Here is a 23,743-nt window from a genome sequence, read left to right on the forward strand (position 1 = left end):
GTTCGACCGCGCCTCATGCCGCCTTGTCGGCTGCCGGCTTCGCGACCTTGGTGCGGGTGGCGCTGCGGCGGCCGTCGACGCTGACCGGAACGTCGCCGTCGACCGTGGCGCGACGCACCACCCGGTGCTGGTCGCCATAGTCGTTGACGGCGTAGTGCTGCGTCGCGCGGTTGTCCCAGATCGCCACATCGCCGGCCTTCCAGCGCCAGCGCACGGTGTTCTCCGGCGCGGTGACATAGGACTGGAAAACCTCGTAAAGCTTCGCCGAATCGCTTTTGGAAAGGCCGATCAGCCGTTGCACGAAATTGCCGAGCAGCAGCGTGCGCTCGCCTGTTTCGGGATGGACGCGGACGACGGGATGCTCGGTCTCGTAGATCGTCGAGGTGAAGATTTCCTCGAAGTGCTTCTTTTCCGCAGCACTCGCACGCGGCCGCACCGCGGCGTAATCGTAGGCGTTGCTGTGCACCGCCCAGAGATTGTCGGCCAGCAGCTTCAACGGCTCGGGCAGGTCCTGGTAGGCGGCCGCGGTGTTCGACCAGATGGTGTCGCCGCCGGCCGGCGGTATGACGACGCCGCGAAGAACGGAGAATTTCGGATAGGCGTCGACGAAGGTGACATCGGTATGCCATTGGTCGGCGCGACCGCCGCCACGGCTGGAATCGAGTTCGAGAATGGACGCCGTTCCCTTGACGGGACCTTGGGTCGGATGCGGGACGAGGTCGCCGAGACGCTGGGCAAAGCGCTCCTGCCCGGCATCGTCGAGATGCGCCTGGTCGCGGAAGAACACCACCTTGTGCCGCAACAGGATCTGGTTGATCGCCGCGACCGTCTGCTGCGGCAGGTCGCCGGAGAGCCGAATGTTCCTGATCTCTGCGCCGACGCGTCCGGTAAGCGGGACAATATCGGCATCCGGGATGATCTGCTCTACGGGGGTAAGTCTGGTCATGGGAACCTCTGTCCTCTAAAGCCGCGGGGCTGGTGGCAATGCTCCGCCGTCTGCCGGCCGCACAGCGATCGGCGGAGCAACTCCCTCATCGGGAGCCGACTTGCTTGGTAACGAGAGCACTGATCTCAACTCAGGAGGCGAAGGCCGCCAAGGCTTGCGAGCAGTACCGAGATCCCATTCAAAGCGTAATTCTACAAATTCCATAGACATTTCTTTTCAAAGTTCGGCCGCCCTGAGAAAAATGCCTTCTGTTCAGTTCGCTCGTGAGCGGCAGGCGGTGGAGCGCTGCGCGACGCGGCCCGCACCAGTAGTGACACCGTCGTATCCCCTTCGATATTGGAGATGGCGGGTGAATTGCATGCCTGATATTGATGGCTTCCACGCATCACGCAGGCCCCGAGATGACAGACTCCGAAAAGGCTGACGCTGTCGAGCAATTGCTTGATACGCCTGACCTTGCCACCGCGCTGGAAAGCGACCAGTTCAAGAAATTTCTCGACCAGATGCCGATCGCGATCGCCGTCTCGGAATTGTTCGCGAAGGAGCGTGTCGTCTACGCCAATCCCGAATTCGAGAAGCTCTCGGACCTCAAGGCGCCGAAGCTTGCGCGGGAAAACTGGGCGGCCCTTTCCGGCAGGGGGCTTCATCGGCAGAAGGACAGGCCGCTCGCCGAGGCTGTCGTTGAAGACACCGATTTCGTCGGCACATTTCGTCTTGAGCGCGGCGAGGACAAGCCGGCAATCGTCGACGTTTATTCCAACGTTATCGAGGACGACAACGGCAAGCTCTGCTTCCGGCTGGTGGCGCTTGTCGACGTCACGGCACACGGCGAGACCGAGGACGCGCGACCCGCGGAGGAGCTCATCCGGGAGAAGGACACCCTGTTGCGCGAACTGCAGCACCGGGTGAAAAACAATCTGCAGATGATCACCGCTTTGATCCGGATGGAAACCCGCAACGCCACCGAACCGGACCAGAAGCGTTTCGAAAGGCTTGCCGGCCGGGTAGACGCATTGGCAATCCTTTACCAGACCTTGTCGGCTGACCAGCAGAAGGATGAGGTGGATCTTGGCGTGTATCTTAGCCAGATCGCGTCCGCCGTCATGGCGTCGCACGCAGTCGAAGGTATCCGCCTCGACCTTAAGGTGGATACCTATCCGGTATCCATCAACGTTGCCATGCCGACAGGCCTGGTCGTCAATGAGTTGCTGACCAACGCTCTCAAGCATGCATTCGTCGGGCGCGATGGCGGCACGATCACGCTGCACAGCGTCGTCAGCGGCGATGGTTGCCGGGTGACTGTCGCCGATGATGGGATCGGTCTGCCGACAGGTGAGACCTGGCCCAGGCCCGGCAAGCTCGGCTCCCTGATCGCGCGGTCGCTGACCGAAAATGCCAAGGCGCAATTCGACGTCAAGTCGAGTGCCGGCGAGGGAACCAGGGTCACCATCGTCTTCAAGCGATCGGCGGCGACGGACTGAGGCTATGCAACGGCGGGCCGGCAAATCCCGGCCGGACAGGTGCTTCGGGCGCTCGCGGGTGTGGCCTTAAGTCGCAAACGATTTGGCTGCAGAAGCGGGGCGCCGGGCTTCTTTGACGGTGCGATCAGCACCATATGTGGTCCACAGCCCTCCAAAACGAGAGAAGCTCGCTCCGGCGGGTCGCACCGCGGCCGTCAGCCGGCAATGGCTATGAACCAGGAAACTGAAAACCATCATGCGTGAAAATATCAGACCAGCGTCTAGAGACGTCCCCCTCATTCAGCTAGGCCTCAACCAGTGCCGCTTCCCGGTGAGCGAAGACCGCTCGGTACCCGGTGGCTACCGTTTTTGTGCCGGGCCGACGTCGCCGGATCGCGTCTACTGCGATCACCACCACACCGTCGTGACGGCCGTTGACCCTCGTCGAGCCCGTCCGGGTCTCCATTTCACGCAACGACGCGCCGCTTAGGTCACCCACAAAGCCGCCCCCTGCCCCGCCCGGTGCAGGAGGCTGGCAGCGCGAGCCAAGCGGCGTTCGCGTGCGGCTCTGCGACCTCTTGTTGCAACTCTGCTGCGGCCGGTTCAAGCGCCAAAGGCGATGATTTGGCGTCGACGGCCTGAGAAGCCGCAATGATTTCAATGGCCGAAAAATTATGGTGCGGTCGAGAAGACTCGAACTTCCACGGGTTGCCCCACAGCGACCTCAACGCTGCGCGTCTACCAATTCCGCCACGACCGCCCGTGGTAGGAGCCGGAACGAACCGGCTCGCGGCGTGTAGCAAATCGTTTCCGGCGAAACAAGGGCGCGGCGCGCAATAATCGCCGCAAATTGGCATATCGGCCTCTACAGCGCCGCGCGTCCTGTGGGACGCGCAAAGGACGCTGCAGCACTTTGATTTGGCGCATGATCCTTTCCGAAGATCGTTCCTATCTTCGGGGTCGTGCGCGAAGGCCGAAATGCGTGGCGAACTGGACGTTTCAGCCGGATACCGCCATATGAAGGGCAAATGCATTTGGCCCCAGAGCGCAAGCCGGTTTCGCCAAGCCGGCGTGCGTCACGCGAAAAACGAAAAAGCCATGACCGAACGCAGCCAGATCGCCACGTCGTTCCTGCCCTTGCCGGGTTCGGCGCCGGTCGAATGGCGCATCGAGCCCGGCCTGACCGGCTACACCGATGCGCTGGCCCTGATGGAAGCGCGCGCCGAGGCGATCCGCACGGGTGCGGCCGCCGAGATGGTCTGGCTGGTCGAGCATCCGCCGCTTTACACCGCCGGCACCAGCGCCCGCATCGAGGACTTGATCGACCCCGACCGTTTCCCGGTCTTTGCCGCGGGGCGAGGCGGCGAATACACCTATCACGGGCCGGGGCAGCGGGTTGCCTATGTCATGCTTGACCTGAAGCGCCGGCGCGAGGATGTGCGCGCCTTCGTCGCCGCGCTCGAGCAGTGGATCATCGGCACGCTTGCCGCCTTCAATGTGCGCGGCGAACGCCGCGAGGACCGCGTCGGAGTCTGGGTGGTGCGGCCCGAGCGCCCGTCCCTGCCCGACGGCTCGCCGGCTGAAGACAAGATCGCGGCCATCGGCATCCGGCTGCGGCGCTGGGTGAGCTTTCATGGCATTGCCGTCAATGTCGAGCCGGATCTCAGCCATTTCAGCGGCATCGTGCCATGCGGCGTGCCGGATCACGGCGTCACCAGCCTCGTCGACCTCGGCCTGCCCGTGACCATGGGCGATTTCGACCTGGCGCTGAAATCCGCCTTCGAGGATGTTTTCGGGGCAGCGGAGTCAACTTCTGCAGAACCGGCTCGCAAGGCCGGCTGAGTCTCGCCTCGACCAACGCTCAAAGCAACCGCGCCGAGGCCCACAACAGCCCGAAACCGTGAATGGCGAAGACGGCCAGCAGCGCGCCGGCCATGGCGAAACGGTCGAAGATGCGGATCGGCTTCAATTCGTGGCGCGGTTTTACCCCGCTACCCACTGTCATCAGGCTGAGGATGGCAAAGACGGCGCCCGCCACCAGCAGAAAGCTTTGGGAAAAGCCGGCCAGCCAGCCAAGCCATAGCAAGGCCGAGAGCAGGGAAAACGAGGCGAGCGCCAGGGCGACCGGCCCCGGGCAGATCTGGCGCAGCACCTGACCGCCGTCGAATTTCCACACCGGCACCAGATTGGCGATGTTGAACAATGCGGCAAAGCCGGCAAGCGTCGCCAGAAGGGCCGCGGCAAGCCGATGTCCCTCGCCGGACGCGAGCCCGCTGGCGACGATCAGCAGCGGAACCAGGAACGCGGAAAAGCCGGCGCCCATCAGCGCCACGAAGGCGACCTCGAAGCGGCTGTCATAAGGCCGGCCACCAATGGCGAGGCCGCCGAGCAGCGGGATAAAGATCATCCGCGCCTTGCGATGACCGGTCAGCCGAAAGGCCGCCATGTGGCCGAGCTCATGCAGGGCGACCACCGAGGTCAGGATCGCGGCCAGCGCCAGGCCGCCGAGATTGAGCCCGAAGAACGGCCACAGGATGAAAGCCGAAAGAACGGCGAAACCGACCTGGCTCAGCGGATGCTCGAACCAGCCGCCCTTGCGATATTGTCCGGTCCTCGCCCAGACCTCCAGCTTGCCGAGCTCGCGGCGCATGGCGAAGTAGCGGAACACCAGGAAGGCGACGCCGCGATAGCGATCGGTCTGGCTGAGCGTCACCCGCGTGCCGGCACCTTCCGAGGTGAGTTCAGTGGTCTCGTAAAAATCCTTCCAGAACGACGCGTCGAGCGCGGTATCCTCGATGACCCGCATCGAAAAACGACTGCCTTCGACGACGTCCTCGAAGCGCGACCCGCGCTCGATCGGCTGGCCGTCGCGGCCTTCCCAGGACAGCAGGATGCGGGTCGTGCCCTGCCCGTCCAGCGGCTGGGCCGAGAGTATCTCGCCGGACCAGCCGGCATCACTGCCGAGCGGCCACAGCGCCTGCCAGAGGCGCTGCCGGTCCATTGCGACCACGCGGCTGAGCCTCACCGTGCGCAAACCGAGCGGCGCGGTCATCAAAAGGAAAATCAATCCGAGATTACCGGCCACGAGAAGGGCCGTCACGACCGGCGACACCTGAGGTTTTGCTCCCTGTATTTGGCAGGGCACCCTAGCGGCACGGCGGCAAGAAAGGCTTAACGGCACAACGCCCTCCTGCCCGCCTAAAACACTGCGGCGAACAGCAGTTGCATCACATGGCGCCGATCCAGACGGCCATGGAAACCAGAAACGCACTCATGCACACCAACGAAACGACGTCCTGAACAAGATCGCTCATAACTCTCTCCTGTTGTTGCTATGTTCGTATTTTGTTCTAACTTTGTTCGAAAGTCAATGAGCGGAAAGCGGCATGCCGACAAATCCTGACAGCCGGTTTGGGCAGGGTTAAGGAAAGGTTGACGGGGTGACGGCAGTGCTGACGGAGGGCGCATCGCATGCCTTTGCGATCGGCCGACACGCACCAGTTGGGGCCTACAACGGAACGACCTTGCCGTCCGCCAGCGTCACCCGGCGGTCCATGCGCGAGGCGAGCTCGTGATTGTGGGTGGCGATCAGCGCGGCAAGGCCGGACTGCTTGACCAGCGCGCCAAGCGCCTCGAAGACATAGGACGCGGTGACCGGGTCGAGATTGCCGGTCGGCTCGTCGGCCAAAAGCAGCAAGGGCGCATTTGCGACCGCGCGAGCAATGGCGACGCGCTGCTGTTCGCCGCCGGACAGCTCCGACGGCCGGTGCGACGCGCGCTTGCCAATCTGCATATAGTCGAGCAGCTGTGCTGCGCGCTCCGACGCCTCCTTGCGCGAAAGCCCTTTGATCAGCTGCGGCATCATGATGTTTTCCAGTGCCGAAAACTCCGGCAGCAGATGATGGAACTGATAGACGAAGCCGACATCGTTGCGGCGGATTGCCGTGCGTTCGTCGTCGGAGAGCCGTCCGCAGGCGCGGCCGGCCAGAATGACGTCACCGGCGTCGGGGCGCTCGAGCAGGCCCGCCGTGTGCAGCAGCGTCGACTTGCCGGTGCCCGACGGCGCCACCAGCGCCACCATCTCGCCGCGCTTCAGCGAAAAGTCGGCGCCGTTCAAAATGGTGAGCTTGCGCGGCCCCTGGACATAGTGCCGCTCGACGCTCTTCAGCTCGATAATGATCTCGGACTTCATTCGTATCTCAAGGCCTCGACCGGATCGAGCCGTGCGGCGCGCCATGCCGGAAACACGGTTGCAAGGAAGGACAGGCCGAGCGCCATCAGGATGACGTAGGTGGTCTCGCGTGGGTCCATCTTTGCCGGCAGTTGGCTGAGGAAATAGAGTTCCGGATTGAACAGCACCTTGCCGGTCATCCAGGAGAAGAACTGGCGGATCGATTCGATGTTGGTGCAGATGAGCACCCCGAGCAGCACGCCGGCGAGCGTGCCGGTTACGCCGATCGCAGCGCCCGTCATCAGGAAGATGCGCAGGATGGCGCCGCGCGAGGCGCCCATTGTGCGCAGGATGGCGATATCGTGGCCCTTGTCCTTCACCAGCATGATCAGGCCGGAGATGATGTTGAGCGCCGCCACCAGCACGATCAGCGTCAGGATCATGAACATGACGTTGCGCTCGACCTGCAGTGCTGAAAAGAACGTCTCGTTGCGCTGGCGCCAGTCGACCATGTCGATCGGCCGTTGCGCCGCCGCATCGACCAGCGGTTTCAGCGCGTCGACATTATCGGGATTGTCGACATAGATCTCGATCGTCTGCGCCCTGCCGTCCATGTTGAAATAGAGCTGCGCTTCGGAAAACGGCATGTAGACGATGGAGCTGTCATATTCCGACATGCCGACCTCGAAGATCGCCGCCACCTTGTAGCCCTTCAGCCGCGGCGTCGTGCCCATCGGCGTGACGTCGCCATCCGGCGATATCAGCGTGATGGTGTCGCCAAGCACAAGGCCGAGATTCTCCGCCATACGCTTGCCGATGGCGACGCCCTCGCCGGAGTCGAAACCGTCAAGCGTGCCTTGTTTGACGTTTTTGGCGACGATGGCGATCTTGCCGAGATCCTCGGCGCGTATGCCGCGCACCAGCGCGCCCATGCCGCCGCCGACATTGCCTTGCGCCAGCACCTGGCCGTCGATCAGCGGGATCGCGTATTTGACGCCGGCCACGCCGTTGATGCGGGCTGCGACCTGCGCATAGTCCTCAAGCGGCGAATCCAGCGGCTGCACGATCAGATGGCCGTTGACGCCGAGGATGCGGGTCAGAAGTTCGGCTCGAAACCCGTTCATGACAGCCATGACGACGATCAGCGTGGCGACGCCTAGCATGATGCCGAGGAAGGAGATCGAGGCGATGACCGAGATCACCGTCTCCTTGCGGCGCGACCGCAAATAACGCCAGGCGACCATGCGTTCGAACATGGAGAACGGGCCGGCGACCGGAGATTTGGCGACCGGAGACTTGCCAACCGGAGACTGGGCTACCGAAGACTTCGCTGCCGCGGCTTCGCTCATGCGGTTGCACCGAAGCGTTTCCTGGCCTCCGCGACCGGCAGCGTCTCGCGCTCGCCGGTCCGGCGGTTCTTGATCTCGATCTCGCCGGCGGCCACGCCGCGCGGCCCGACGATCACCTGCCAGGGCAGGCCGATCAGGTCTGCGGTGGCGAACTTGCCGCCCGGCCGCTGGTCGGTGTCGTCGTAAAGCACATCCTTGCCGGCGCTGGTGAAGGCGGCGTAGAGCTCGCCGCAGACGCGGTCGCACTCGGCGTCGCCGGCCTTCATGTTGATCAGGCCGATGTCGAACGGCGTCACCGCTTCCGGCCAGATGATGCCGTTATCGTCATGGCTGGCCTCGATGATCGCTGCCACCAGCCGCGACGGACCGATACCGTAGGAGCCGCCGGAAACGAAATGATCCTTGCCGTCGGGCCCGGTCACCTTGGCGCCCATGGGCTTGGAATATTTGTCGCCGAAATGAAAGATGTGGCCGACCTCGATGCCGCGTGCCGAGACCCGGTCGGCTTCGCCAAGCTTGTCCCAGGCCGCCTCGTCATGCATCTCGTCGGTGGCGGCGTAAGGCGTCGTCCACGTTTTGACGATGTCGGCGATCTCGCCGTCATTGCCGAAGTCGGTTTTCTCGCCGGGCACCTGGAGCGACAGATATTCGCGGTCGCAATAGACCTGGCTCTCGCCGGTGTCGGCCAGGATGATGAATTCATGGCTGAGATCGCCGCCGATCGGCCCGGTGTCGGCCCGCATCGGAATGGCCTGCAGCCCCATGCGCGTGAACGTTCGGAGATAGGATACGAACATGCGGTTATAGGCGGCCTTCGCGCCCTCGAAATCGAGGTCGAAGGAATAGGCGTCCTTCATCAGGAATTCGCGTGAACGCATGACGCCAAAGCGCGGACGCACCTCGTCGCGGAACTTCCACTGGATGTGGTAGAGGTTTAGCGGCAAATCCTTGTACGACTTGACGTAGGCGCGCACGATCTCGGTGACCACTTCCTCATTGGTCGGACCGTAGAGCATGTCGCGGTCCTGCCGGTCCTTGATGCGCAGCATCTCCTTGCCGTAATCGTCATAGCGGCCGCTTTCGCGCCACAGATCGGCCGACTGGATGGTCGGCATCAGGATTTCCAGAGCGCCGGCGCGGTTCTGCTCCTCGCGGATGATGCGGCAGACCTTGTCGAGCACCAGCTTGCCTAGCGGCAGCCAGGAAAAGCTGCCCTGCCCCTGCTGGCGGATCATGCCGGCACGCAGCATCAGCCGGTGCGAGACGATCTCGGCCTCGCGCGGATTTTCTTTCAGGATGGGCAGGAAAAACTGCGACAAACGCATGGACAGGTCCGTGAGAGAGGAGGCTGCGCCGGAATCGGCGCGGCTGGCTTGCTTGCCCCGGCTTCATAGCTATTTCGTGACGGAATGGAAACCCGACCGGCCGCATCGGTCCGAAATCGCAAAAATCGATTCTTCTTCCAAAGACCTTCTCACCGAAAACGATAATGCTTTTGATGCAAAATGATGACCCTGACTCCGAAGTGCTCACACACGCTTTGCGCGTCCGGGCGACGCGGCACACCTGACCAGATTAAGGCGGCAGCCCCGGTGTTGTTCGTTTCGCAAGCAAAGCCTGCCGCACTATTGTGCACTGCAGCACAGATTGCCCGATTGCGGGCAAAATTCTGCGTGACAATTTCATCAGGGTTAGGCTAGTGTGCCCCGATAACCGAGAGGGTGGAGAAAAATCTGCTCTCCTACGCGGTCAAAGTCTTGGGAGGATGCGATCTAGGCGCGGTTACCCGCTGCCGCCGGAAACCGGAAAACAGATCGGAACGCGTTTAAATTGCAAGGCCTTGTGCCTTGCATTTTTTTTGCCCGATCATCTGGTTAGATCAACCTGTTCCCAAATCACGTGAGCTTGCGTCAGCCTGATGCCCAGTCGTGATTCTAATGCGGGTCGGCCATGCCTGGCCGCCGATTGTGCATCGCAGGCTGGCGAGACAAAACCTGAGTTTGGCGCTCCGAAAACAGGCACGAACACCCCAGCCGATCTGTCGGCGGGAAAGTGGTTAGTTAGCAGGTGCCTGGCTGGCTTCGGGGATGATGTGCGGGACTTCGTCGAGGCTGTAGCCCAGCCCGTGCGTCAGGCTGTAGAAAACCCCCATGACGACAGCCGTGACGATGGTGGTGCGGATCACGGCGCGCAGCATATGCGGTCCGCGCGGCGCGCTCGCAACCGTGCCCAGCGTCACGTCCTGGTCGTCATCCTGCGTCTTGACGCTGAACGGCAGCACGATGAACAGCATCAGCCACCAGGTGATGAAGAACAGCGCGGCAAACGAAATCCAGCTCATGCCTGCTCCAGTTCGACCAGCGTGCCGAAGAAGTCCTTGGGGTGCAGGAACAGCACCGGCTTGCCGTGAGCGCCGGTTTTGGGATTGCCGTCGCCCAGCACGCGGGCGCCGCTTGCTTTGAGGTGATCGCGCGCGGCAAGGATGTCGTCGACTTCGTAGCAGACATGATGCATGCCACCCGAGGGGTTCTTCGCCAGAAAGGCCGCGATCGGCGACCGTTCGCCCAGCGGCTCCAGGAGTTCGATCTTGGTGTTGCCGACATCGACGAACACCACGGTAACGCCATGCTCGGGCAGCGCTTGCGGCGCGGTGACCTTCGCGCCAAGCGTATCGCGATAGGCCGCAATCGCCGCGGCCAGGTCCGGCACGGCAAGCGCTACATGGTTCAGGCGTCCGAGCATCGATGCTCCGTGGCTAGTGGGTGAATGGTGAATACCAATCTCGATCAGCGCAGCACGTCGACCCTTCACTATTCACTATTCACTATTCACTATTCACTATTCACCATCCACTACCTCGTCACAAACACCGTCACCAGCGGCTTCTTGCCCCAGGCCTCGTTGGCGGCGCCGCGCCCGGCGGGGCGCACCGCTTCCTGCACCAGATCGAGGTCCTTGCGGCGCTGGCGAGGGATCGAGTCGACCGCGCCGACGGCCGCGTCGAGCATCAGATCTTCCATGTTTTCGCCACGGGCATCGGCCTCGGCGACGCCGATGGCGACCAGATCGGGATCGCCGGCGAGCTCATATTTATCGTCGAGCACGACATTGACCGCGACATGGCCGGCGAAGGATAGCTTGCGCCGGTCGCGTATGCCCATCGCCTGGTCGGTGCCGATCAGCCTGCCGTCCTTGTAGATGCGGCCGAACGGCACCTGGTCGATGATCGTGGCCGGACCCGGCGCCAGCCGCAGCATGTCGCCGTCGCGCACCTGCGCCACCTGGCCGATGCCGGAGGTCGACATCAGCGACCCCTGCGCCACCAGATGCGCGGCTTCGCCATGCACGGGAACGCCGATCTGCGGCCGCACCCACTCATACATCCTGCGCAATTCGCTGCGGCGGGGATGGCCGGAGACATGCACAAGCGCGTCGCCATCCTCGATGATCTTGATGCCGAGGTCGATGAGGCGGTTCTTGATCTCGAGGATCGCCTTCTCGTTGCCGGGAATGGTGCGTGAGGAAAACACCACCGTGTCGCCGGCCGTCAGCGACACCGATTTCATCTCGTCGCGCGAAAGTTTTGCCAGTGCCGCCAGCGCCTCGCCCTGGCTGCCGGTGCAGATGATGACGAGGTTCTCGCGCGGGATGAAGCCGAAATCCTCTTCGGCGATGAACTCCGGCAGCCCGTCCATGTAGCCGAGCTCGCCGGCGACATCGATGACCCGCTTCAGCGAGCGGCCCAACACCAGGCACTGGCGGCCGGCATCGCGCGCCGCCTTGGCGATCGAGACGATGCGCCCGACATTGGAAGAGAAGGTGGTGACGGCGACACGGCCGACAGCGCTCTGGATGACGCCCCTGAGGCCTTCGCCCACCGCCACTTCCGACGGCGATTCGCCTTCGCGCAGCGCATTGGTGGAATCGCAGACCAGCGCCAGAACGCCCTTGTCGCCATAGGCGCGAAACCGCGCCTCGTCGGTTTTCGGACCGATCGTCGGTTCCGGATCGATCTTCCAGTCGCCGGTATGGATGACGGTGCCGGCCGGCGAGGTGATCGCCAGCGACATCGGCTCGGGGATCGAGTGCGCCACCGGAATGGCCTCGATCGAGAACGGGCCGACAGTGAATGTTTCGCCTGCCCGGTAGATCGTCACCGGAATTTTCTTCGGCGCGCCCTGCTCGCCCTGGCGCTTGGCGTCCAGCAGTCCGGCGCTGAACGGTGTCATCCACACCGGCGCCTTCAGCTTCGGCCAGATGTCGAGCAGCGCCCCGTAATGGTCTTCATGCGCGTGGGTGATGATGATGCCGCGCAGGCCGGCGAGGTTCTCCTCGATGAAGCGCGTATCGGGCAGGATCAGGTCGACGCCAGGATGCGCCGCATCGGGAAAAGTCACGCCGACATCGACGACGATCCACTCGCGCGCGCTAGGCGGCCCATAGCCGTAAAGGGCGAAGTTCATGCCGATCTCGCCGACGCCGCCGAGCGGCACGAAGACGAGTTCGGCGTTTTGCGCTTTCGCCATCAATTTTCCCTTCCCGGCCCTTGCGGCCAGCCCCTAAATCTTTGCCGACGCGACGGCGCCGAAATGCACGTCGCCGGCGGCTACCGTCACGACCGACCCCTCATCATCGCGGATCACGAAACGGCAGTCCGCGTCAATGGTTTCGAAGGTACCGCGCACCACATTCCCGTCAATCCTGACAGCAACCTCGCCGCCAAGCCCCGCCGCGCGCGATAGCCAGCGACGCCGGATGGCGTCGAGCCCGCGTCCGTCATCCCACAGCCGGGCATTGTCGGTCCAGGCATCAGACAGCGCCAAGAACAGCGTTTCGGCGTCGCATGTCGCGCCCAGCGCCTGAAGCGATGTCGCCGGATACGGCAAATCCGGCGGATGCGCCACCACATTGACGCCGATGCCCACCGCCACCGCGAAACGGCCGCCATCGAGAATGGCCGATTCCAGCAGGATGCCGGCCAGCTTGGCGCCGGAGGCCAGCACATCGTTCGGCCATTTCAGCTCGAAGCGATTCTGCCCCTGGCTGGCGCCGTCGAGGCCGATAGCGATCCTGCCCTTCGGCACCACGGCGTCGAGCGCATCGGCCAGCGACAGGCCGGCGACGAAGCCCAGCGTCGCCGCCAGACGCAACTCACCGCCGGTGATGACCAGCAATGTCGCCGCCAGATTGCCCTCGGGCGATACCCAGGCCCTGCCGCGGCGGCCACGGCCGCTTTCCTGCTTCTTGGAAACGACCCACAATTTGCCGGGATCGCCTGCCCTTGCATGGTCCAGCGCCAGCGTGTTGGTGGAACCCACGCTGTCATGGGCCTCGAGCCGGAACCCTTCCGTCTCAGAGGTCGGAGCCAGCCGAAATGCCATCCGTTCAGAAAAATGTCTTGGCGGCGGCTTCGGCGTAGGTCGCGATCGGCCCGCCGATCAGCACATAGAACAGCACGAAAGCGCCGGAGACACCAAGCACGAGGCGCAGCTCAACCGCCATCGGCACGAAGCCGCCGGCCGGTTCGTCGAACCACATGATCTTGATGATCCGCAGATAGTAGAAAGCGCCCACCACAGAGGCCAGCACGCCGATGATCGCCAGCGCATAGAGATTGGCGTTGATGGCGGCGAGGAACACGTACCATTTCCCCCAGAAACCGGCGAGCGGCGGGATGCCGGCCAGCGAGAACATCAGGATGGTCAGGATCGTCGCCATGATCGGGTTGGTCGACGACAGACCGGCGAGATCGCTGATCTGCTCGACATTGCCTTCCTTGCGCCGCATGGCGAGGATGAAGGCGAAGGTGCCGAGCGTCATGACGAGATAGATCAGCATGTAGATGGCGACGCCGCGCACGCCGGCCTGGCTGTTGGCGGCTAGGCCGACCAGCGCGTAGCCCATATGGCCGATCGAGGAGTACGCCATCAGCCGCTTGATGTTGGTTTGGCCGATCGCGGCGAAGGAGCCGAGCGCCATCGAGGCGATCGAGATGAAGACGATGATCTGCTGCCAGTCGGAAGCGATCGGCTTGAAGGCGCCCATGGTGACGCGCACGATCAGCGCCATTGCCGCCATTTTGGGGGCAGCCGCCAGGAAGGCGGTGACCGGCGTCGGCGCGCCCTCGTAGACATCGGGCGTCCACATGTGGAACGGCACCGCGGAAATCTTGAAGGCAAGGCCGGCCAAAACGAAAACCAGGCCGACGACGAGGCCGAGCTGGCGCTCACCGCTGCCAAGCGCCGAGGCGATTTCCTGGAAGCCGACATTGCCAGTGTAGCCGTAAATGAGGCTGATGCCGTAAAGCAGCATGCCCGACGACAGCGCGCCCAGCACAAAATACTTCAAACCGGCCTCGGTCGAACGCAGATTGTCGCGATTGATCGCGGCCAGCACGTAAATCGCCAGCGACTGCAGCTCGAGGCCGAGATAGAGCCCGATCATGCCGTTGGCCGAGATCATCAGCATCATACCGAGCGTGCAGAGCAGGATCAGCACCGGGTATTCGAACTTGTCGAAATGCTCCTGCCTGGCGAAGCGCATCGACATCACCAGCGTCACCGCCGAACCGATCAGCGACAGCACCTTCATGAAGCGGGAGAACGGATCCTGGATGAAGGCGTTGCCGTAGGCGCTCCCCTGCCCCGTGGGAAAGATCAGCCATAGGCCTGCGATCACCAGCACGGCGACGGCAAGGCCGGTCACCAGAATGGCAGTGTTGGCGCGCGAATAGGCGCCGACCATCAACAGCGCCAGCGCGCCGATGGCGAGGATCAGCTCCGGCGTCGAGAGCGAAAGGCTGGAGTAAAGGTCCGGCGTCATGGTTCGCAAAACCTCTGGTCAGTTCGCCGCCGCGGTCTGCGCGGCGCCGATGGATGCGGTGACATTGGTGACGAGCGCCTTGACCGACTGGGCCGTGGCATCGAAGACGGGAGCGGGATAAACGCCGAAGAAGATGACCAGCACGACCAGCGGGTAGATGATTGCCTTCTCGCGCGTCGACAGATCGAGCAGGCCCTTCAGGCTTTCCTTGGTCAGCGCGCCGAAGATCACCCGGCGGTAGAGCCAGAGCGCGTAGGCCGCCGACAGGATGACGCCGGTGGCGGCGAAGAAAGCCACCCAGGTGTTGACCCGGAACACGCCGAGCATGGTCAGGAACTCGCCGACGAAACCTGACGTGCCCGGCAAGCCGACATTGGCCATGGTGAAGATCAGGAACACCGTGGCGTATTTCGGCATGTTGTTGACCAAGCCGCCATAGGCGTCGATCTCGCGCGTGTGCATGCGGTCGTAAATGACGCCGACGCACAGGAACAGCGCGCCCGAGACGAGGCCGTGGCTCAGCATCTGGAAGATCGCGCCCTGCACGCCTTCCTGGTTCATGGCGAAGATGCCCATGGTGACGAAGCCCATATGGGCGACGGAGGAATAGGCGATCAGCTTCTTCATGTCCTCCTGCATCAGCGCCACCAGCGAGGTGTAGATGATGGCGACGACCGACAGCGTAAACACCAGCGGCGCGAACATTTCCGACGCCAGCGGGAACATCGGCAGGGAGAAGCGCAGGAAGCCGTACCCGCCCATTTTCAACAGTATGCCCGCCAGGATCACCGAGCCCGCCGTCGGCGCTTCGACGTGCGCATCGGGCAGCCAGGTGTGCACCGGCCACATCGGCATCTTCACCGCGAAGGAGGCGAAGAAGGCCAGAAATAGCCATGTCTGCATGTGGGCCGGGAAGTTGTGGGTCAGCAGCGTCGGGATGTCGGTGGTGCCCGCCTGGAAGAACATCGCCATGATGGCGAGCAGCATCAGCACCGAGCCGGCCAACGTGTAGAGGAAGAACTTGAACGAGGCATAGACGCGGCGCTTGCCGCCCCAGACGCCGATGATGATGAACATCGGGATCAGGCCGGCCTCGAAGAAGACGTAGAACAGCACGATGTCGAGCGCGCAGAACACGCCGATCATCAGCGTTTCCAAGAGCAGGAAGGCAATCATGTAGGCCTTGACGCGCTTGTCGATCGCTTCCCACGACGCCAGGATGCAGAGCGGCATGAGGAACGTCGTCAGGATGACGAACAGCATCGAAATGCCGTCGACGCCCATATGGTAGGAGATGCCGGAATCCAACCAGGCAAACTTCTCGACGAACTGGAAGCCGGCTTGCGAATTGTCGAAGCCGGTCCAGATGAACAGCGAGATGATGAAGGTGGCCGCTGTCGTCGTGAACGCGATGGCGCGGATGTTGCGACGCGCATTGGGGCTGTCATCCCTGATGAACAGGATCAGCAGCACACCTACAAGCGGCAGGAAGGTGACCAGCGAGAGGATTGGCCAGGCGGTCATCAGAGCATCATCCAGGTGACGAGTGCGGCCACGCCGATCAGCATGGCGAAGGCATAGTGATAGAGATAGCCGGTCTGTAGCTTGACGACGCGGTCGGTGACGTCGACGACACGCGCCGAAATGCCGTCAGGGCCGAGCCCGTCGATGATGGTGCCGTCGCCGGTCTTCCACAAGAACCTGCCCAGCGCCTTTGCCGGCCGCACGAACAGGACGTCGTAGAGCTCGTCAAAGTACCATTTGTTGAGCAGGAAGGCATAGAGCAGCCGATGGTTGGCGGCGACGCTCCGGGGCAGTTCCGGCGAGCGGATGTAGAACTTCCAGGCGACGGCAAAGCCGATGATCATGGCGACGAACGGTGCCAGCTCGACCCACAGCGGCAATTCATGGATCTCGTGCAGGATGTGGTTGTCCGGCAGCGTGAACAGCGACGCGTTCCAGAATTCGGCATAGGCTTCGCCGATGAAGGCGCCATGAAAGATAACGCCGGCAAACAGCGCGCCCGCGGCCAGGATGAACAGTGGCACCAGCATCACCGGCGGCGATTCATGGACATGGTGCATGACGTCGTGGCTCGCCCGCGGCTCGCCGTGGAAGGTCATGAAGATCAGCCGCCAGGAGTAGAAGGAGGTGAAGCAGGCGGCGATGACCAGCAGGACAAAAGCGAGGCCGGCGACCGAATTGTGGCCGGCAAAGGCAGCCTCGATGATGGCATCCTTGGAGAAGAAGCCGGCGGTGCCGATGACGGTCACCGGAATGCCGACGCCGGTCAGCGCCAGCGTGCCGATCACCATCATCCAGTAGGTCTTCGGAATGAGCTTCCGCAGGCCGCCCATCTTGCGCATGTCCTGCTCGTCGGAGACGGCATGGATGACCGAGCCCGAGCCCAGGAACAGCAGCGCCTTGAAGAAGGCGTGCGTGAACAGATGGAAAATCGCCGCGCCATAGGCGCCGACGCCGAGCGCCACGAACATGTAGCCGAGCTGCGAGCAGGTCGAATAGGCGATGACGCGCTTGATGTCGTTCTGGACCAGGCCGACGGTCGCCGCGAAGAAGGCGGTGAAGGCGCCGATGAAGGTCACCACGGTCAGCGCCGAATGCGACAGTTCGAACAGCGGCGACAGCCGCGCCAGCATGAACACGCCGGCCGTCACCATGGTGGCGGCATGGATCAGTGCCGAGACCGGGGTCGGGCCCTCCATCGCGTCCGGCAGCCAGGTGTGCAGCGGCACCTGCGCCGACTTGCCCATAGCGCCCATGAACAGCAGCAGGCAGACGATGGTCATGGCTGCCTGCTTGTCCAGCGCGTAGCCGAGGAAGGTCAGCACGGCCGCGCCTTGTGGGGCGCCTTCAGCCGGAATGAACGTCGCGGCATTGGCGAAGATGGTGCCGAGATTGACCGAGCCGAACAAAACGAAGACGCCGAAAATGCCGAGCGCGAAGCCAAAATCGCCGACGCGGTTGACGACGAAGGCCTTGATGGCAGCAGCATTGGCCGACGGCTTCTTGTACCAGAAGCCGATCAGCAAATAGGAGGCGAGACCCACCCCTTCCCAGCCGAAGAACATCTGCACGAGGTTGTCCGCCGTCACCAGCATCAGCATGGCGAAGGTGAACAATGACAGATAGGCGAAGAAGCGCGGCCGGTTCGGATCGTGGTGCATGTAGCCGATCGAATAGATGTGGACCAGCGCCGACACCGTGTTGACCACCACCAGCATGACCACCGTCAGCGTGTCGATCCTGAGCGCCCAGGACGCGTCGAGCCCGCCCGACTGGATCCAGCGCAGCACCGGCACGGTGAACACCTCGCCCTCGCCGAAGCCGACGGAGAAGAAGGCGACCCAGGACAGCACGGCCGAGATCACCAGGAAGCCCGAGGTGATGTATTCCGATGCCTTGGCGCCCAGCGAATTGCCGAACAGACCGACGATCAGGAAGCCGAGCAGCGGAAGGAAGACGATCGCTTGATACATGTTAGCCCCGTCAACCCTTCATCTGGTTCACGTCTTCGACCGCGATCGAGCCGCGGTTGCGGAAGAAGACGACGAGAATGGCAAGACCGATGGCCGCTTCGGCGGCGGCGACCGTCAGCACGAACAGGGCAAACACCTGGCCGACGAGATCGCCCAATGCCGCCGAGAAGGCAACGAAATTGATGTTGACCGCCAAAAGGATCAGCTCGATCGACATCAGGATGACGATGATGTTCCTGCGGTTCAGGAAGATGCCGAACACGCCCAGCGTGAACAAGATCGCCGATACGGTCAGGTAATGTGCGATGCCGACGACCATGGCCAGATCAAACCTTTCCCGGCATTTGTTGAATCATTGAACGCGCGGATACGATGGCGTCCAAAAGGCTGTCTATGGCAGAAGGCTCGAAGATAACTGTTGCATCATTCCGGCCTGCCCCCTGAACGTATGTGAAATCTTCGCTCTTGATGTTCAGCGTAAGATTCCCGTCGCGATTCCAGACGAATACCCAGGCCTTTTCAGTCGAATCAACCCGCCAAGAGGCAACCTGCTCTCCCCAGTATTTTTTCTTCAAACGACCGAACATCGTCAGAGCCCCTCGCCCGACTTGACCTTGCGGATTTCCATGCCTGTCGCCGGCGTGCGGCCGACCTGGGCGGCGATCGACTGCCGCTTGACCCCTTCCTTGTGGCGCAGCGTCAGGACGATGGCGCCGATCATGGCGACTAGCAGGATGAGGCCCGAAATCTGGAAGTAGTAGAGGTAGTCCGTATAGAGGATGTCGCCGAGTGCTGCGGTGTTTGTCCGCGCGGCAAGATCCGGGATGGGTTTGGAGACCGTCGAGGCCAGTTGCGGCGCGAAGGTGTAGCCGCCGAGCACCACGATCAGCTCGGCCGCCAGGATCAGCCCGACCAGCGCGCCGATCGGCGCATATTGCAGGGCGCCTTCCTTCATCTCGGCGAAGTCGACATCGAGCATCATGACGACGAACAGGAACAGCACCATGACCGCGCCGACATAGACGACGAGCAGGATCATCGCCAGGAACTCGGCGCCGGTCAGCATGAACAGGCCGGCGGCGTTAAAGAAGGTCAGGATCAGGAACAGCACGGAATGCACGGGGTTGCGCGACGAAATGACCATGAAGGCCGACGCCACCGCGACAAAGGCGAAGAGGTAGAAAAAGGCCGCCTCTAGTCCACTCAGCATTGGGGATCCCCCGGGTTCCTGTCCAAACAGGACATCCGTCCTGTTTGATTTCTGCGACCGCCTCCGGCCGGCAAGTTGCGTTGTCCTTAGACGAGGCCCCTCGCCCCGTCCATGCGTCAAATGTCAGCGGTAGGGCGAGTCCAGCGAGATGTTGCGCGCCAGTTCGCGCTCCCAGCGGTCGCCATTCGCCAGCAGCCTGTCCTTGTCGTAGTAAAGCTCTTCGCGCGTCTCCGTCGCGAACTCGAAATTCGGCCCCTCGACGATAGCGTCGACCGGGCAGGCTTCCTGGCAGAAGCCGCAATAGATGCACTTCACCATGTCGATGTCGTAGCGCACGGTGCGGCGCGTGCCGTCATTGCGGCGCGGGCCGGCCTCGATGGTGATCGCCTGCGCCGGACAGATCGCTTCGCACAATTTGCAGGCGATGCAGCGCTCTTCGCCATTGGGGTAACGGCGCAAAGCATGCTCGCCCCGGAAGCGCGGGCTGATCGGCCCCTTTTCGTGCGGATAGTTGATCGTCTCCTTCGGCGCGAAGAACTGGCGCATCGACAGGAAGAAGGCGCTGACGAAATCCTGCAGCAGCAGCGATTTTGCGGCTTGAGCAAGCGCACTCATTCGGCACCCCCAAAAATCTGTATTGCAGCGATGGCGCCGACAAACCCAAACAAAACAGGCATCAGGAAACGGTAAGCAAGTGTCGTCAGAGCAGCCAATTTCTGCTTGTCCCAGCTAAACACCGGGGCTCGGTAGTTTGCTGCCAACCTTTGTTCCTGTTGCCGCAAGACGTAAGGAAGCACGACCAGATTGCCGAACAACGCCACGACTACGCCGGCAACTGCTCCCAAAAAACCAAGGGTGAAATCGCCCATCACGCCATCCCCGTGATCTTGAGGAAGGCCGCGGTGGCAACGACCATGAACAGCGAGATCGGCAAAAATACTTTCCAGCCGAGCCGCATCAGCTGGTCGTATCGGTAGCGCGGCACGAAGGCCTTCACCATGGAGAACATGAAGAACATCAGGCAGATCTTGAGCACGAACCAGATCACGCCGGGCACCCAGGTGAAGGGGGCGAAGTCGAAGGGCGGCAGCCAGCCGCCGAGGAACAGGATGGTGGCCAGCGCGCACATCATCACCACGGCGACATATTCGCCGAGGAAGAACAACAGGAACGGCGTCGAGGAGTATTCGACCATGTGGCCGGCGACGAGTTCCGACTCGGCTTCCACCAGGTCGAAGGGCGGGCGGTTGGTCTCGGCCAGCGCCGAGATGAAGAAAATGACGAACATCGGGAACAGCGCCAGCCAGTGCCAGTCGAGGAAGCTGTTGGGCAGGCCAAGCTTGGTGCCCAGACCGTCCTGCTGCGACAGCACGATGTCCGACAGGTTGAGCGAGCCGACGCAGAGCAGCACGGTGACGATGACGAAGCCGATCGAGACTTCGTAGGACACCATCTGCGCCGCCGAGCGCAGCGCGCCGAGGAACGGGTATTTCGAGTTGGACGCCCAGCCGCCCATGATCACGCCATAGACCTCGAGCGAGGAGATGGCGAAGACGTAGAGGATGCCGACATTGACGTTGGCGATCCCCCAGCCCGCATTGACGGGAATGACCGCCCAGGCTGAGATTGCCAGCACGGCCGACACCAGCGGCGCCAGCAGGAACACGCCCTTGTTGGCGCCGGACGGAATGACCGGTTCCTTGAAGACGAATTTCAGCAGATCGGCGAAAGCCTGCAGCGTGCCCCACGGGCCGACGACGTTCGGGCCGCGGCGCAATTGCACCGCCGCCCAGATCTTGCGGTCGGCGTACAGCAGATAGGCGACCCCGATCAGCAAAACGACGATCAGCACGACCGACTTCAAAAGGATGATCAGCGTCGGTAGCACGTAGAAGGAGAAGAAGGTGTCCATGTCTACTCTGCCGCCTGCCTGAAGCCGTTTTTCACCAGCGCCGAGCATTCCGCCATGACAGCGGAGGCCCGCGCGATCGGGTTGGTCAGATAGAAATCCGTGACCGGCGAGGTGAAAGTGCCCTTGTTCAGCCGCCCGCCGAGCTTCGCCACCCTGGCGATGTCGTCGGGGTTGCCTGAGACAACATGGTCGATACGGGCGAGATGCGGATATTCGCCATAGAGTTTGGCGCGCAGTTGCTGCAGCGAATCGAAGGGTAGTTTCTTGCCCAGCACATCGGACAATGCCCTCAGGATCGCCCAGTCTTCGCGCGCGTCGCCCGGCGCGAAGCCCGCGCGGTTGGTCTGCTGCACGCGTCCCTCGGTGTTGACATAGGTGCCGGACTTTTCGGTGTAGGCGGCTCCCGGCAGGATGACATTGGCGCGGTGCGCACCGGCGTCGCCATGCGTGCCGACATAGACGACGAAGGCGCCGCCGGTCTTGGACATGTCGACCTCGTCGGCGCCGAGCAGGAACAGAACCTCGCTCTCCCCCAGCATGCCGGCAACGTTCTTGCCGCCCTTGCCAGGCACGAAGCCGACATCGAGACCGCCGACGCGCGCGGCCGCAGTGTGCAGCACGGCAAAGCCGTTCCAGTCGGCGCGGGCAGCGTTGACGGCGGTGGCGAGTTTCGCCGCCTGGCCGAGCACCGCCGCGCCGTCGGCACGCGACAGCGCGCCCTGGCCGACGATGATCAGCGGATGCGTCGCCTTCTTCAGCACCTGGAAGAACTTCCCATTGCCGTCGACCAGGTCTTTCAGCGACTCCGGGCCGGCGCCGAGCTGTTCGTAGTCGTAACGCGTGTCGCCGACCTCGCCGATGACGCCGACCGGCAGATTGCCGATCCGCCAGCGCTTGCGGATGCGGGCATTGAGCACCGAGGCCTCGAAGCGCGGATTGGCGCCGATGATCAGCACCGCGTCGGCCTGCTCGATGCCCTCGATGGTGGGGTTGAAGATGTAGCTGGCGCGGCCGAGCGCGGGATCGAGTGCGGCGCCGTCCTGGCGGCAATCGGTGTTCTTCGAGCCCAACGCAGCCATAAGCTGCTTCAGCGCGTAGATTTCCTCGACGGCGGCAAGATCGCCCGCAATCGCGCCGATTTTCTCGGGCGCAGCATTCGACACCGCATCCCTGATCGCAACGAACGCTTCGGCCCAGCTGGCCGGCGCCAACTTTCCGTCCTTGCGGACATAGGGGCGGTCGAGGCGCTGCGTGCGCAATCCGTCCCATATGAAGCGGGTCTTGTCGGAAATCCACTCCTCGTTCACCGCTTCATTGACGCGCGGCAGGATGCGCATCACCTCGCGGCCACGGCTGTCGACGCGGATTGCCGAGCCGACGGCGTCCATGACGTCGATGGATTCTGTCTTGGTCAGCTCCCACGGCCGTGCCTGAAAGGCGAAAGGCTTGGAGGTCAGCGCGCCGACCGGGCAGAGGTCGATGACATTGCCCTGCAGCTCCGAGGTCATGGCGCTTTCGAGATAGGTGGTAATCTCGGCATCCTCGCCGCGGCCGATCAGGCCAAGCTCGGAAATGCCCGCAACTTCCGTGGTGAAGCGGACGCAGCGCGTGCAGTGGATGCAGCGGTTCATAACCGTCTTGACCAATGGGCCGATATATTTGTCTTCGACCGCGCGCTTGTTCTCGTGATAGCGCGAGGAATCGACGCCGAAGGCCATCGCCTGGTCCTGCAGGTCGCATTCGCCGCCCTGGTCGCAGATCGGGCAATCCAGCGGATGGTTGATCAAGAGGAATTCCATCACGCCTTCGCGGGCCTTCTTGACCATCGGCGTGTTGGTGAAGATTTCAGGCGCCTCGCCATTGGGTCCCGGACGGAGGTCGCGCACATTCATGGCGCAGGAGGCCTGCGGCTTCGGCGGCCCGCCCTTCACCTCGATCAGGCACATGCGGCAATTGCCGGCGATCGACAGCCGCTCATGGAAGCAGAAGCGCGGCACTTCCGCGCCGGCGTCCTCGGCTGCCTGCAGCAGCGTGTAGTGGTCGGGTACAGTGATCTCTTTCCCGTCGACCTTGAGCTTTGCCATCAATTGCCCCCGGCGGTCTGCGCCGTCTCATATGCCTGAAACAGATCGCTCAGCCTGATGCCATTGATCATCATGCCGGCGACTTCAGCGTTTTCTATCTTCAAATTGCTCATATTCACATTGCTGAAAAACGCGTTCGAGAGGTTCGCGTCGTCCACAACGGCCGCCGACAGGTCGCCGTTGTGAAACTGCGTGTTCGACAAGTTCACATCGTCAAATCTGGAGTTGCTGACGATGGCATTGCGCACATCGAGAACATCGCTCCTGTCGTGGATCTCCATGCCTGCCACCC

General features: G+C 62.7%; 23 protein-coding genes and 1 tRNA gene. 3 read left to right on the forward strand and 21 right to left on the reverse strand.

Annotation, left to right across the window (positions count from 1 at the left end):
• Positions 1 to 13: 13 nt before the first annotated feature.
• Entirely contained in the window at positions 14 to 946 is a 933-nt protein-coding gene (locus NKI88_RS24855) for a TauD/TfdA dioxygenase family protein (protein WP_352460292.1), read from the reverse strand.
• A 401-nt stretch (positions 947 to 1,347) separates the two neighbouring features.
• On the opposite strand from NKI88_RS24855, the gene NKI88_RS24860 reads away from it, so the two are divergent.
• Together NKI88_RS24860 and NKI88_RS24865 are read left to right on the forward strand one after the other, a co-directional pair.
• A complete protein-coding gene (locus tag NKI88_RS24860) occupies positions 1,348 to 2,427 on the forward strand; it encodes a sensor histidine kinase (RefSeq protein WP_352657956.1) in 1,080 nt (359 codons plus the stop codon).
• A 235-nt stretch (positions 2,428 to 2,662) separates the two neighbouring features.
• Positions 2,663 to 2,896 carry a GcrA family cell cycle regulator gene (locus NKI88_RS24865; protein WP_352519642.1) on the forward strand — a complete coding sequence of 78 codons (234 nt, stop codon included), beginning with the start codon at positions 2,663 to 2,665 and terminating at the stop codon, positions 2,894 to 2,896.
• A 185-nt stretch (positions 2,897 to 3,081) separates the two neighbouring features.
• Here NKI88_RS24865 and NKI88_RS24870 read toward each other — a convergent pair.
• Positions 3,082 to 3,166: transfer RNA gene (locus NKI88_RS24870), tRNA-Leu, on the reverse strand.
• A gap of 338 nt (positions 3,167 to 3,504) precedes the next feature.
• Between NKI88_RS24870 and lipB the strand changes: the two genes are divergently transcribed.
• Positions 3,505 to 4,248: a lipoyl(octanoyl) transferase LipB gene (gene lipB / locus NKI88_RS24875; protein ID WP_023670798.1), complete on the forward strand. Its 744-nt coding sequence runs from the start codon at positions 3,505 to 3,507 to the stop codon at positions 4,246 to 4,248.
• Between the two features lie 19 nt (positions 4,249 to 4,267).
• Here lipB and NKI88_RS24880 read toward each other — a convergent pair whose 3' ends face one another.
• The 19 genes from NKI88_RS24880 to NKI88_RS24970 all read right to left on the reverse strand — a co-directional run bounded on the left by NKI88_RS24880 (position 4,268) and on the right by NKI88_RS24970 (position 23,732).
• Entirely contained in the window at positions 4,268 to 5,518 is a 1,251-nt protein-coding gene (locus tag NKI88_RS24880; protein ID WP_352657960.1) for a site-2 protease family protein, read from the reverse strand.
• A gap of 396 nt (positions 5,519 to 5,914) precedes the next feature.
• A complete protein-coding gene (locus tag NKI88_RS24885; RefSeq protein WP_023685211.1) occupies positions 5,915 to 6,598 on the reverse strand; it encodes an ABC transporter ATP-binding protein in 684 nt (227 codons plus the stop codon).
• The gene (locus NKI88_RS24890) at positions 6,595 to 7,926 is read right to left on the reverse strand and encodes a lipoprotein-releasing ABC transporter permease subunit (protein ID WP_023731225.1); all 1,332 of its coding nucleotides are present in this window, start codon (positions 7,924 to 7,926) and stop codon (positions 6,595 to 6,597) included. Before NKI88_RS24890 ends, NKI88_RS24885 begins: the two co-directional genes overlap by 4 nt.
• Positions 7,923 to 9,251, reverse strand: a complete 1,329-nt coding sequence (proS, locus tag NKI88_RS24895) for a proline--tRNA ligase (RefSeq protein ID WP_023670802.1) — start codon at positions 9,249 to 9,251, stop codon at positions 7,923 to 7,925. The genes NKI88_RS24890 and proS overlap by 4 nt, the downstream gene beginning before the upstream one ends.
• A 731-nt stretch (positions 9,252 to 9,982) precedes the next feature.
• Positions 9,983 to 10,267 carry a DUF1467 family protein gene (locus NKI88_RS24900; RefSeq protein ID WP_023670803.1) on the reverse strand — a complete coding sequence of 95 codons (285 nt, stop codon included), beginning with the start codon at positions 10,265 to 10,267 and terminating at the stop codon, positions 9,983 to 9,985.
• Complete coding sequence (gene mce / locus NKI88_RS24905; protein ID WP_023727689.1) at positions 10,264 to 10,668, reverse strand: methylmalonyl-CoA epimerase; 405 nt, start codon at positions 10,666 to 10,668, stop codon at positions 10,264 to 10,266. Before mce ends, NKI88_RS24900 begins: the two co-directional genes overlap by 4 nt.
• Before the next feature lie 110 nt (positions 10,669 to 10,778).
• Positions 10,779 to 12,452 carry a ribonuclease J gene (locus tag NKI88_RS24910; protein ID WP_352463138.1) on the reverse strand — a complete coding sequence of 558 codons (1,674 nt, stop codon included), beginning with the start codon at positions 12,450 to 12,452 and terminating at the stop codon, positions 10,779 to 10,781.
• A gap of 33 nt (positions 12,453 to 12,485) precedes the next feature.
• On the reverse strand, positions 12,486 to 13,307 hold the full coding sequence (locus NKI88_RS24915; RefSeq protein WP_023709242.1) for a biotin--[acetyl-CoA-carboxylase] ligase: 822 nt from the start codon (positions 13,305 to 13,307) through the stop codon (positions 12,486 to 12,488).
• Between the two features lie 4 nt (positions 13,308 to 13,311).
• Positions 13,312 to 14,748 (reverse strand): NADH-quinone oxidoreductase subunit NuoN, encoded by a 1,437-nt coding sequence (nuoN, locus tag NKI88_RS24920; protein ID WP_023731229.1) that lies wholly within the window; start codon positions 14,746 to 14,748, stop codon positions 13,312 to 13,314.
• An 18-nt stretch (positions 14,749 to 14,766) separates the two neighbouring features.
• Positions 14,767 to 16,272, reverse strand: coding sequence for an NADH-quinone oxidoreductase subunit M (locus tag NKI88_RS24925; RefSeq protein WP_023670808.1), 1,506 nt, complete (start codon positions 16,270 to 16,272; stop codon positions 14,767 to 14,769).
• Positions 16,272 to 18,245 (reverse strand): NADH-quinone oxidoreductase subunit L, encoded by a 1,974-nt coding sequence (nuoL, locus tag NKI88_RS24930; protein WP_352657965.1) that lies wholly within the window; start codon positions 18,243 to 18,245, stop codon positions 16,272 to 16,274. The genes NKI88_RS24925 and nuoL overlap by 1 nt, the downstream gene beginning before the upstream one ends.
• A gap of 10 nt (positions 18,246 to 18,255) precedes the next feature.
• Positions 18,256 to 18,564 carry an NADH-quinone oxidoreductase subunit NuoK gene (nuoK, locus tag NKI88_RS24935; protein WP_023670810.1) on the reverse strand — a complete coding sequence of 103 codons (309 nt, stop codon included), beginning with the start codon at positions 18,562 to 18,564 and terminating at the stop codon, positions 18,256 to 18,258.
• Positions 18,565 to 18,571: 7 nt separating this feature from the next.
• Positions 18,572 to 18,832, reverse strand: coding sequence for a hypothetical protein (locus NKI88_RS24940; RefSeq protein ID WP_023670811.1), 261 nt, complete (start codon positions 18,830 to 18,832; stop codon positions 18,572 to 18,574).
• A gap of 2 nt (positions 18,833 to 18,834) precedes the next feature.
• Positions 18,835 to 19,455, reverse strand: a complete 621-nt coding sequence (locus NKI88_RS24945; RefSeq protein WP_023690957.1) for an NADH-quinone oxidoreductase subunit J — start codon at positions 19,453 to 19,455, stop codon at positions 18,835 to 18,837.
• A 123-nt stretch (positions 19,456 to 19,578) separates the two neighbouring features.
• The gene (nuoI, locus tag NKI88_RS24950; protein WP_023670813.1) at positions 19,579 to 20,070 is read right to left on the reverse strand and encodes an NADH-quinone oxidoreductase subunit NuoI; all 492 of its coding nucleotides are present in this window, start codon (positions 20,068 to 20,070) and stop codon (positions 19,579 to 19,581) included.
• Positions 20,067 to 20,324, reverse strand: a complete 258-nt coding sequence (locus NKI88_RS24955) for a hypothetical protein (RefSeq protein ID WP_023670814.1) — start codon at positions 20,322 to 20,324, stop codon at positions 20,067 to 20,069. Before NKI88_RS24955 ends, nuoI begins: the two co-directional genes overlap by 4 nt.
• On the reverse strand, positions 20,324 to 21,367 hold the full coding sequence (nuoH, locus tag NKI88_RS24960) for an NADH-quinone oxidoreductase subunit NuoH (RefSeq protein ID WP_023670815.1): 1,044 nt from the start codon (positions 21,365 to 21,367) through the stop codon (positions 20,324 to 20,326). Before nuoH ends, NKI88_RS24955 begins: the two co-directional genes overlap by 1 nt.
• A 2-nt stretch (positions 21,368 to 21,369) precedes the next feature.
• Entirely contained in the window at positions 21,370 to 23,451 is a 2,082-nt protein-coding gene (nuoG, locus tag NKI88_RS24965) for an NADH-quinone oxidoreductase subunit NuoG (RefSeq protein WP_352657969.1), read from the reverse strand.
• Positions 23,451 to 23,732, reverse strand: a complete 282-nt coding sequence (locus NKI88_RS24970; RefSeq protein ID WP_352657972.1) for a pentapeptide repeat-containing protein — start codon at positions 23,730 to 23,732, stop codon at positions 23,451 to 23,453. The genes nuoG and NKI88_RS24970 overlap by 1 nt, the downstream gene beginning before the upstream one ends.
• Between the last annotated feature and the right edge of the window lie 11 nt (positions 23,733 to 23,743).

Origin of the sequence: Mesorhizobium sp. M0317, assembly GCF_040321555.1 — a bacterium.
Classification (GTDB): domain Bacteria; phylum Pseudomonadota; class Alphaproteobacteria; order Rhizobiales; family Rhizobiaceae; genus Mesorhizobium.

Coding starts and splice junctions, on each gene's coding strand:
- NKI88_RS24855 (WP_352460292.1), bottom strand. CDS start 946: ATGACCAGACTTACCCCCGTAGAGCAGATCATCCCGGATGCCGATATT.
- NKI88_RS24860 (WP_352657956.1), top strand. CDS start 1,348: ATGACAGACTCCGAAAAGGCTGACGCTGTCGAGCAATTGCTTGATACG.
- NKI88_RS24865 (WP_352519642.1), top strand. CDS start 2,663: ATGCGTGAAAATATCAGACCAGCGTCTAGAGACGTCCCCCTCATTCAG.
- lipB (WP_023670798.1), top strand. CDS start 3,505: ATGACCGAACGCAGCCAGATCGCCACGTCGTTCCTGCCCTTGCCGGGT.
- NKI88_RS24885 (WP_023685211.1), bottom strand. CDS start 6,598: ATGAAGTCCGAGATCATTATCGAGCTGAAGAGCGTCGAGCGGCACTAT.
- NKI88_RS24890 (WP_023731225.1), bottom strand. CDS start 7,926: ATGAGCGAAGCCGCGGCAGCGAAGTCTTCGGTAGCCCAGTCTCCGGTT.
- proS (WP_023670802.1), bottom strand. CDS start 9,251: ATGCGTTTGTCGCAGTTTTTCCTGCCCATCCTGAAAGAAAATCCGCGC.
- NKI88_RS24900 (WP_023670803.1), bottom strand. CDS start 10,267: ATGAGCTGGATTTCGTTTGCCGCGCTGTTCTTCATCACCTGGTGGCTG.
- mce (WP_023727689.1), bottom strand. CDS start 10,668: ATGCTCGGACGCCTGAACCATGTAGCGCTTGCCGTGCCGGACCTGGCC.
- NKI88_RS24910 (WP_352463138.1), bottom strand. CDS start 12,452: ATGGCGAAAGCGCAAAACGCCGAACTCGTCTTCGTGCCGCTCGGCGGC.
- NKI88_RS24915 (WP_023709242.1), bottom strand. CDS start 13,307: ATGGCATTTCGGCTGGCTCCGACCTCTGAGACGGAAGGGTTCCGGCTC.
- nuoN (WP_023731229.1), bottom strand. CDS start 14,748: ATGACGCCGGACCTTTACTCCAGCCTTTCGCTCTCGACGCCGGAGCTG.
- NKI88_RS24925 (WP_023670808.1), bottom strand. CDS start 16,272: ATGACCGCCTGGCCAATCCTCTCGCTGGTCACCTTCCTGCCGCTTGTA.
- nuoL (WP_352657965.1), bottom strand. CDS start 18,245: ATGTATCAAGCGATCGTCTTCCTTCCGCTGCTCGGCTTCCTGATCGTC.
- nuoK (WP_023670810.1), bottom strand. CDS start 18,564: ATGGTCGTCGGCATCGCACATTACCTGACCGTATCGGCGATCTTGTTC.
- NKI88_RS24940 (WP_023670811.1), bottom strand. CDS start 18,832: ATGTTCGGTCGTTTGAAGAAAAAATACTGGGGAGAGCAGGTTGCCTCT.
- NKI88_RS24945 (WP_023690957.1), bottom strand. CDS start 19,455: ATGCTGAGTGGACTAGAGGCGGCCTTTTTCTACCTCTTCGCCTTTGTC.
- nuoI (WP_023670813.1), bottom strand. CDS start 20,070: ATGAGTGCGCTTGCTCAAGCCGCAAAATCGCTGCTGCTGCAGGATTTC.
- NKI88_RS24955 (WP_023670814.1), bottom strand. CDS start 20,324: ATGGGCGATTTCACCCTTGGTTTTTTGGGAGCAGTTGCCGGCGTAGTC.
- nuoH (WP_023670815.1), bottom strand. CDS start 21,367: ATGGACACCTTCTTCTCCTTCTACGTGCTACCGACGCTGATCATCCTT.
- nuoG (WP_352657969.1), bottom strand. CDS start 23,451: ATGGCAAAGCTCAAGGTCGACGGGAAAGAGATCACTGTACCCGACCAC.
- NKI88_RS24970 (WP_352657972.1), bottom strand. CDS start 23,732: ATGGAGATCCACGACAGGAGCGATGTTCTCGATGTGCGCAATGCCATC.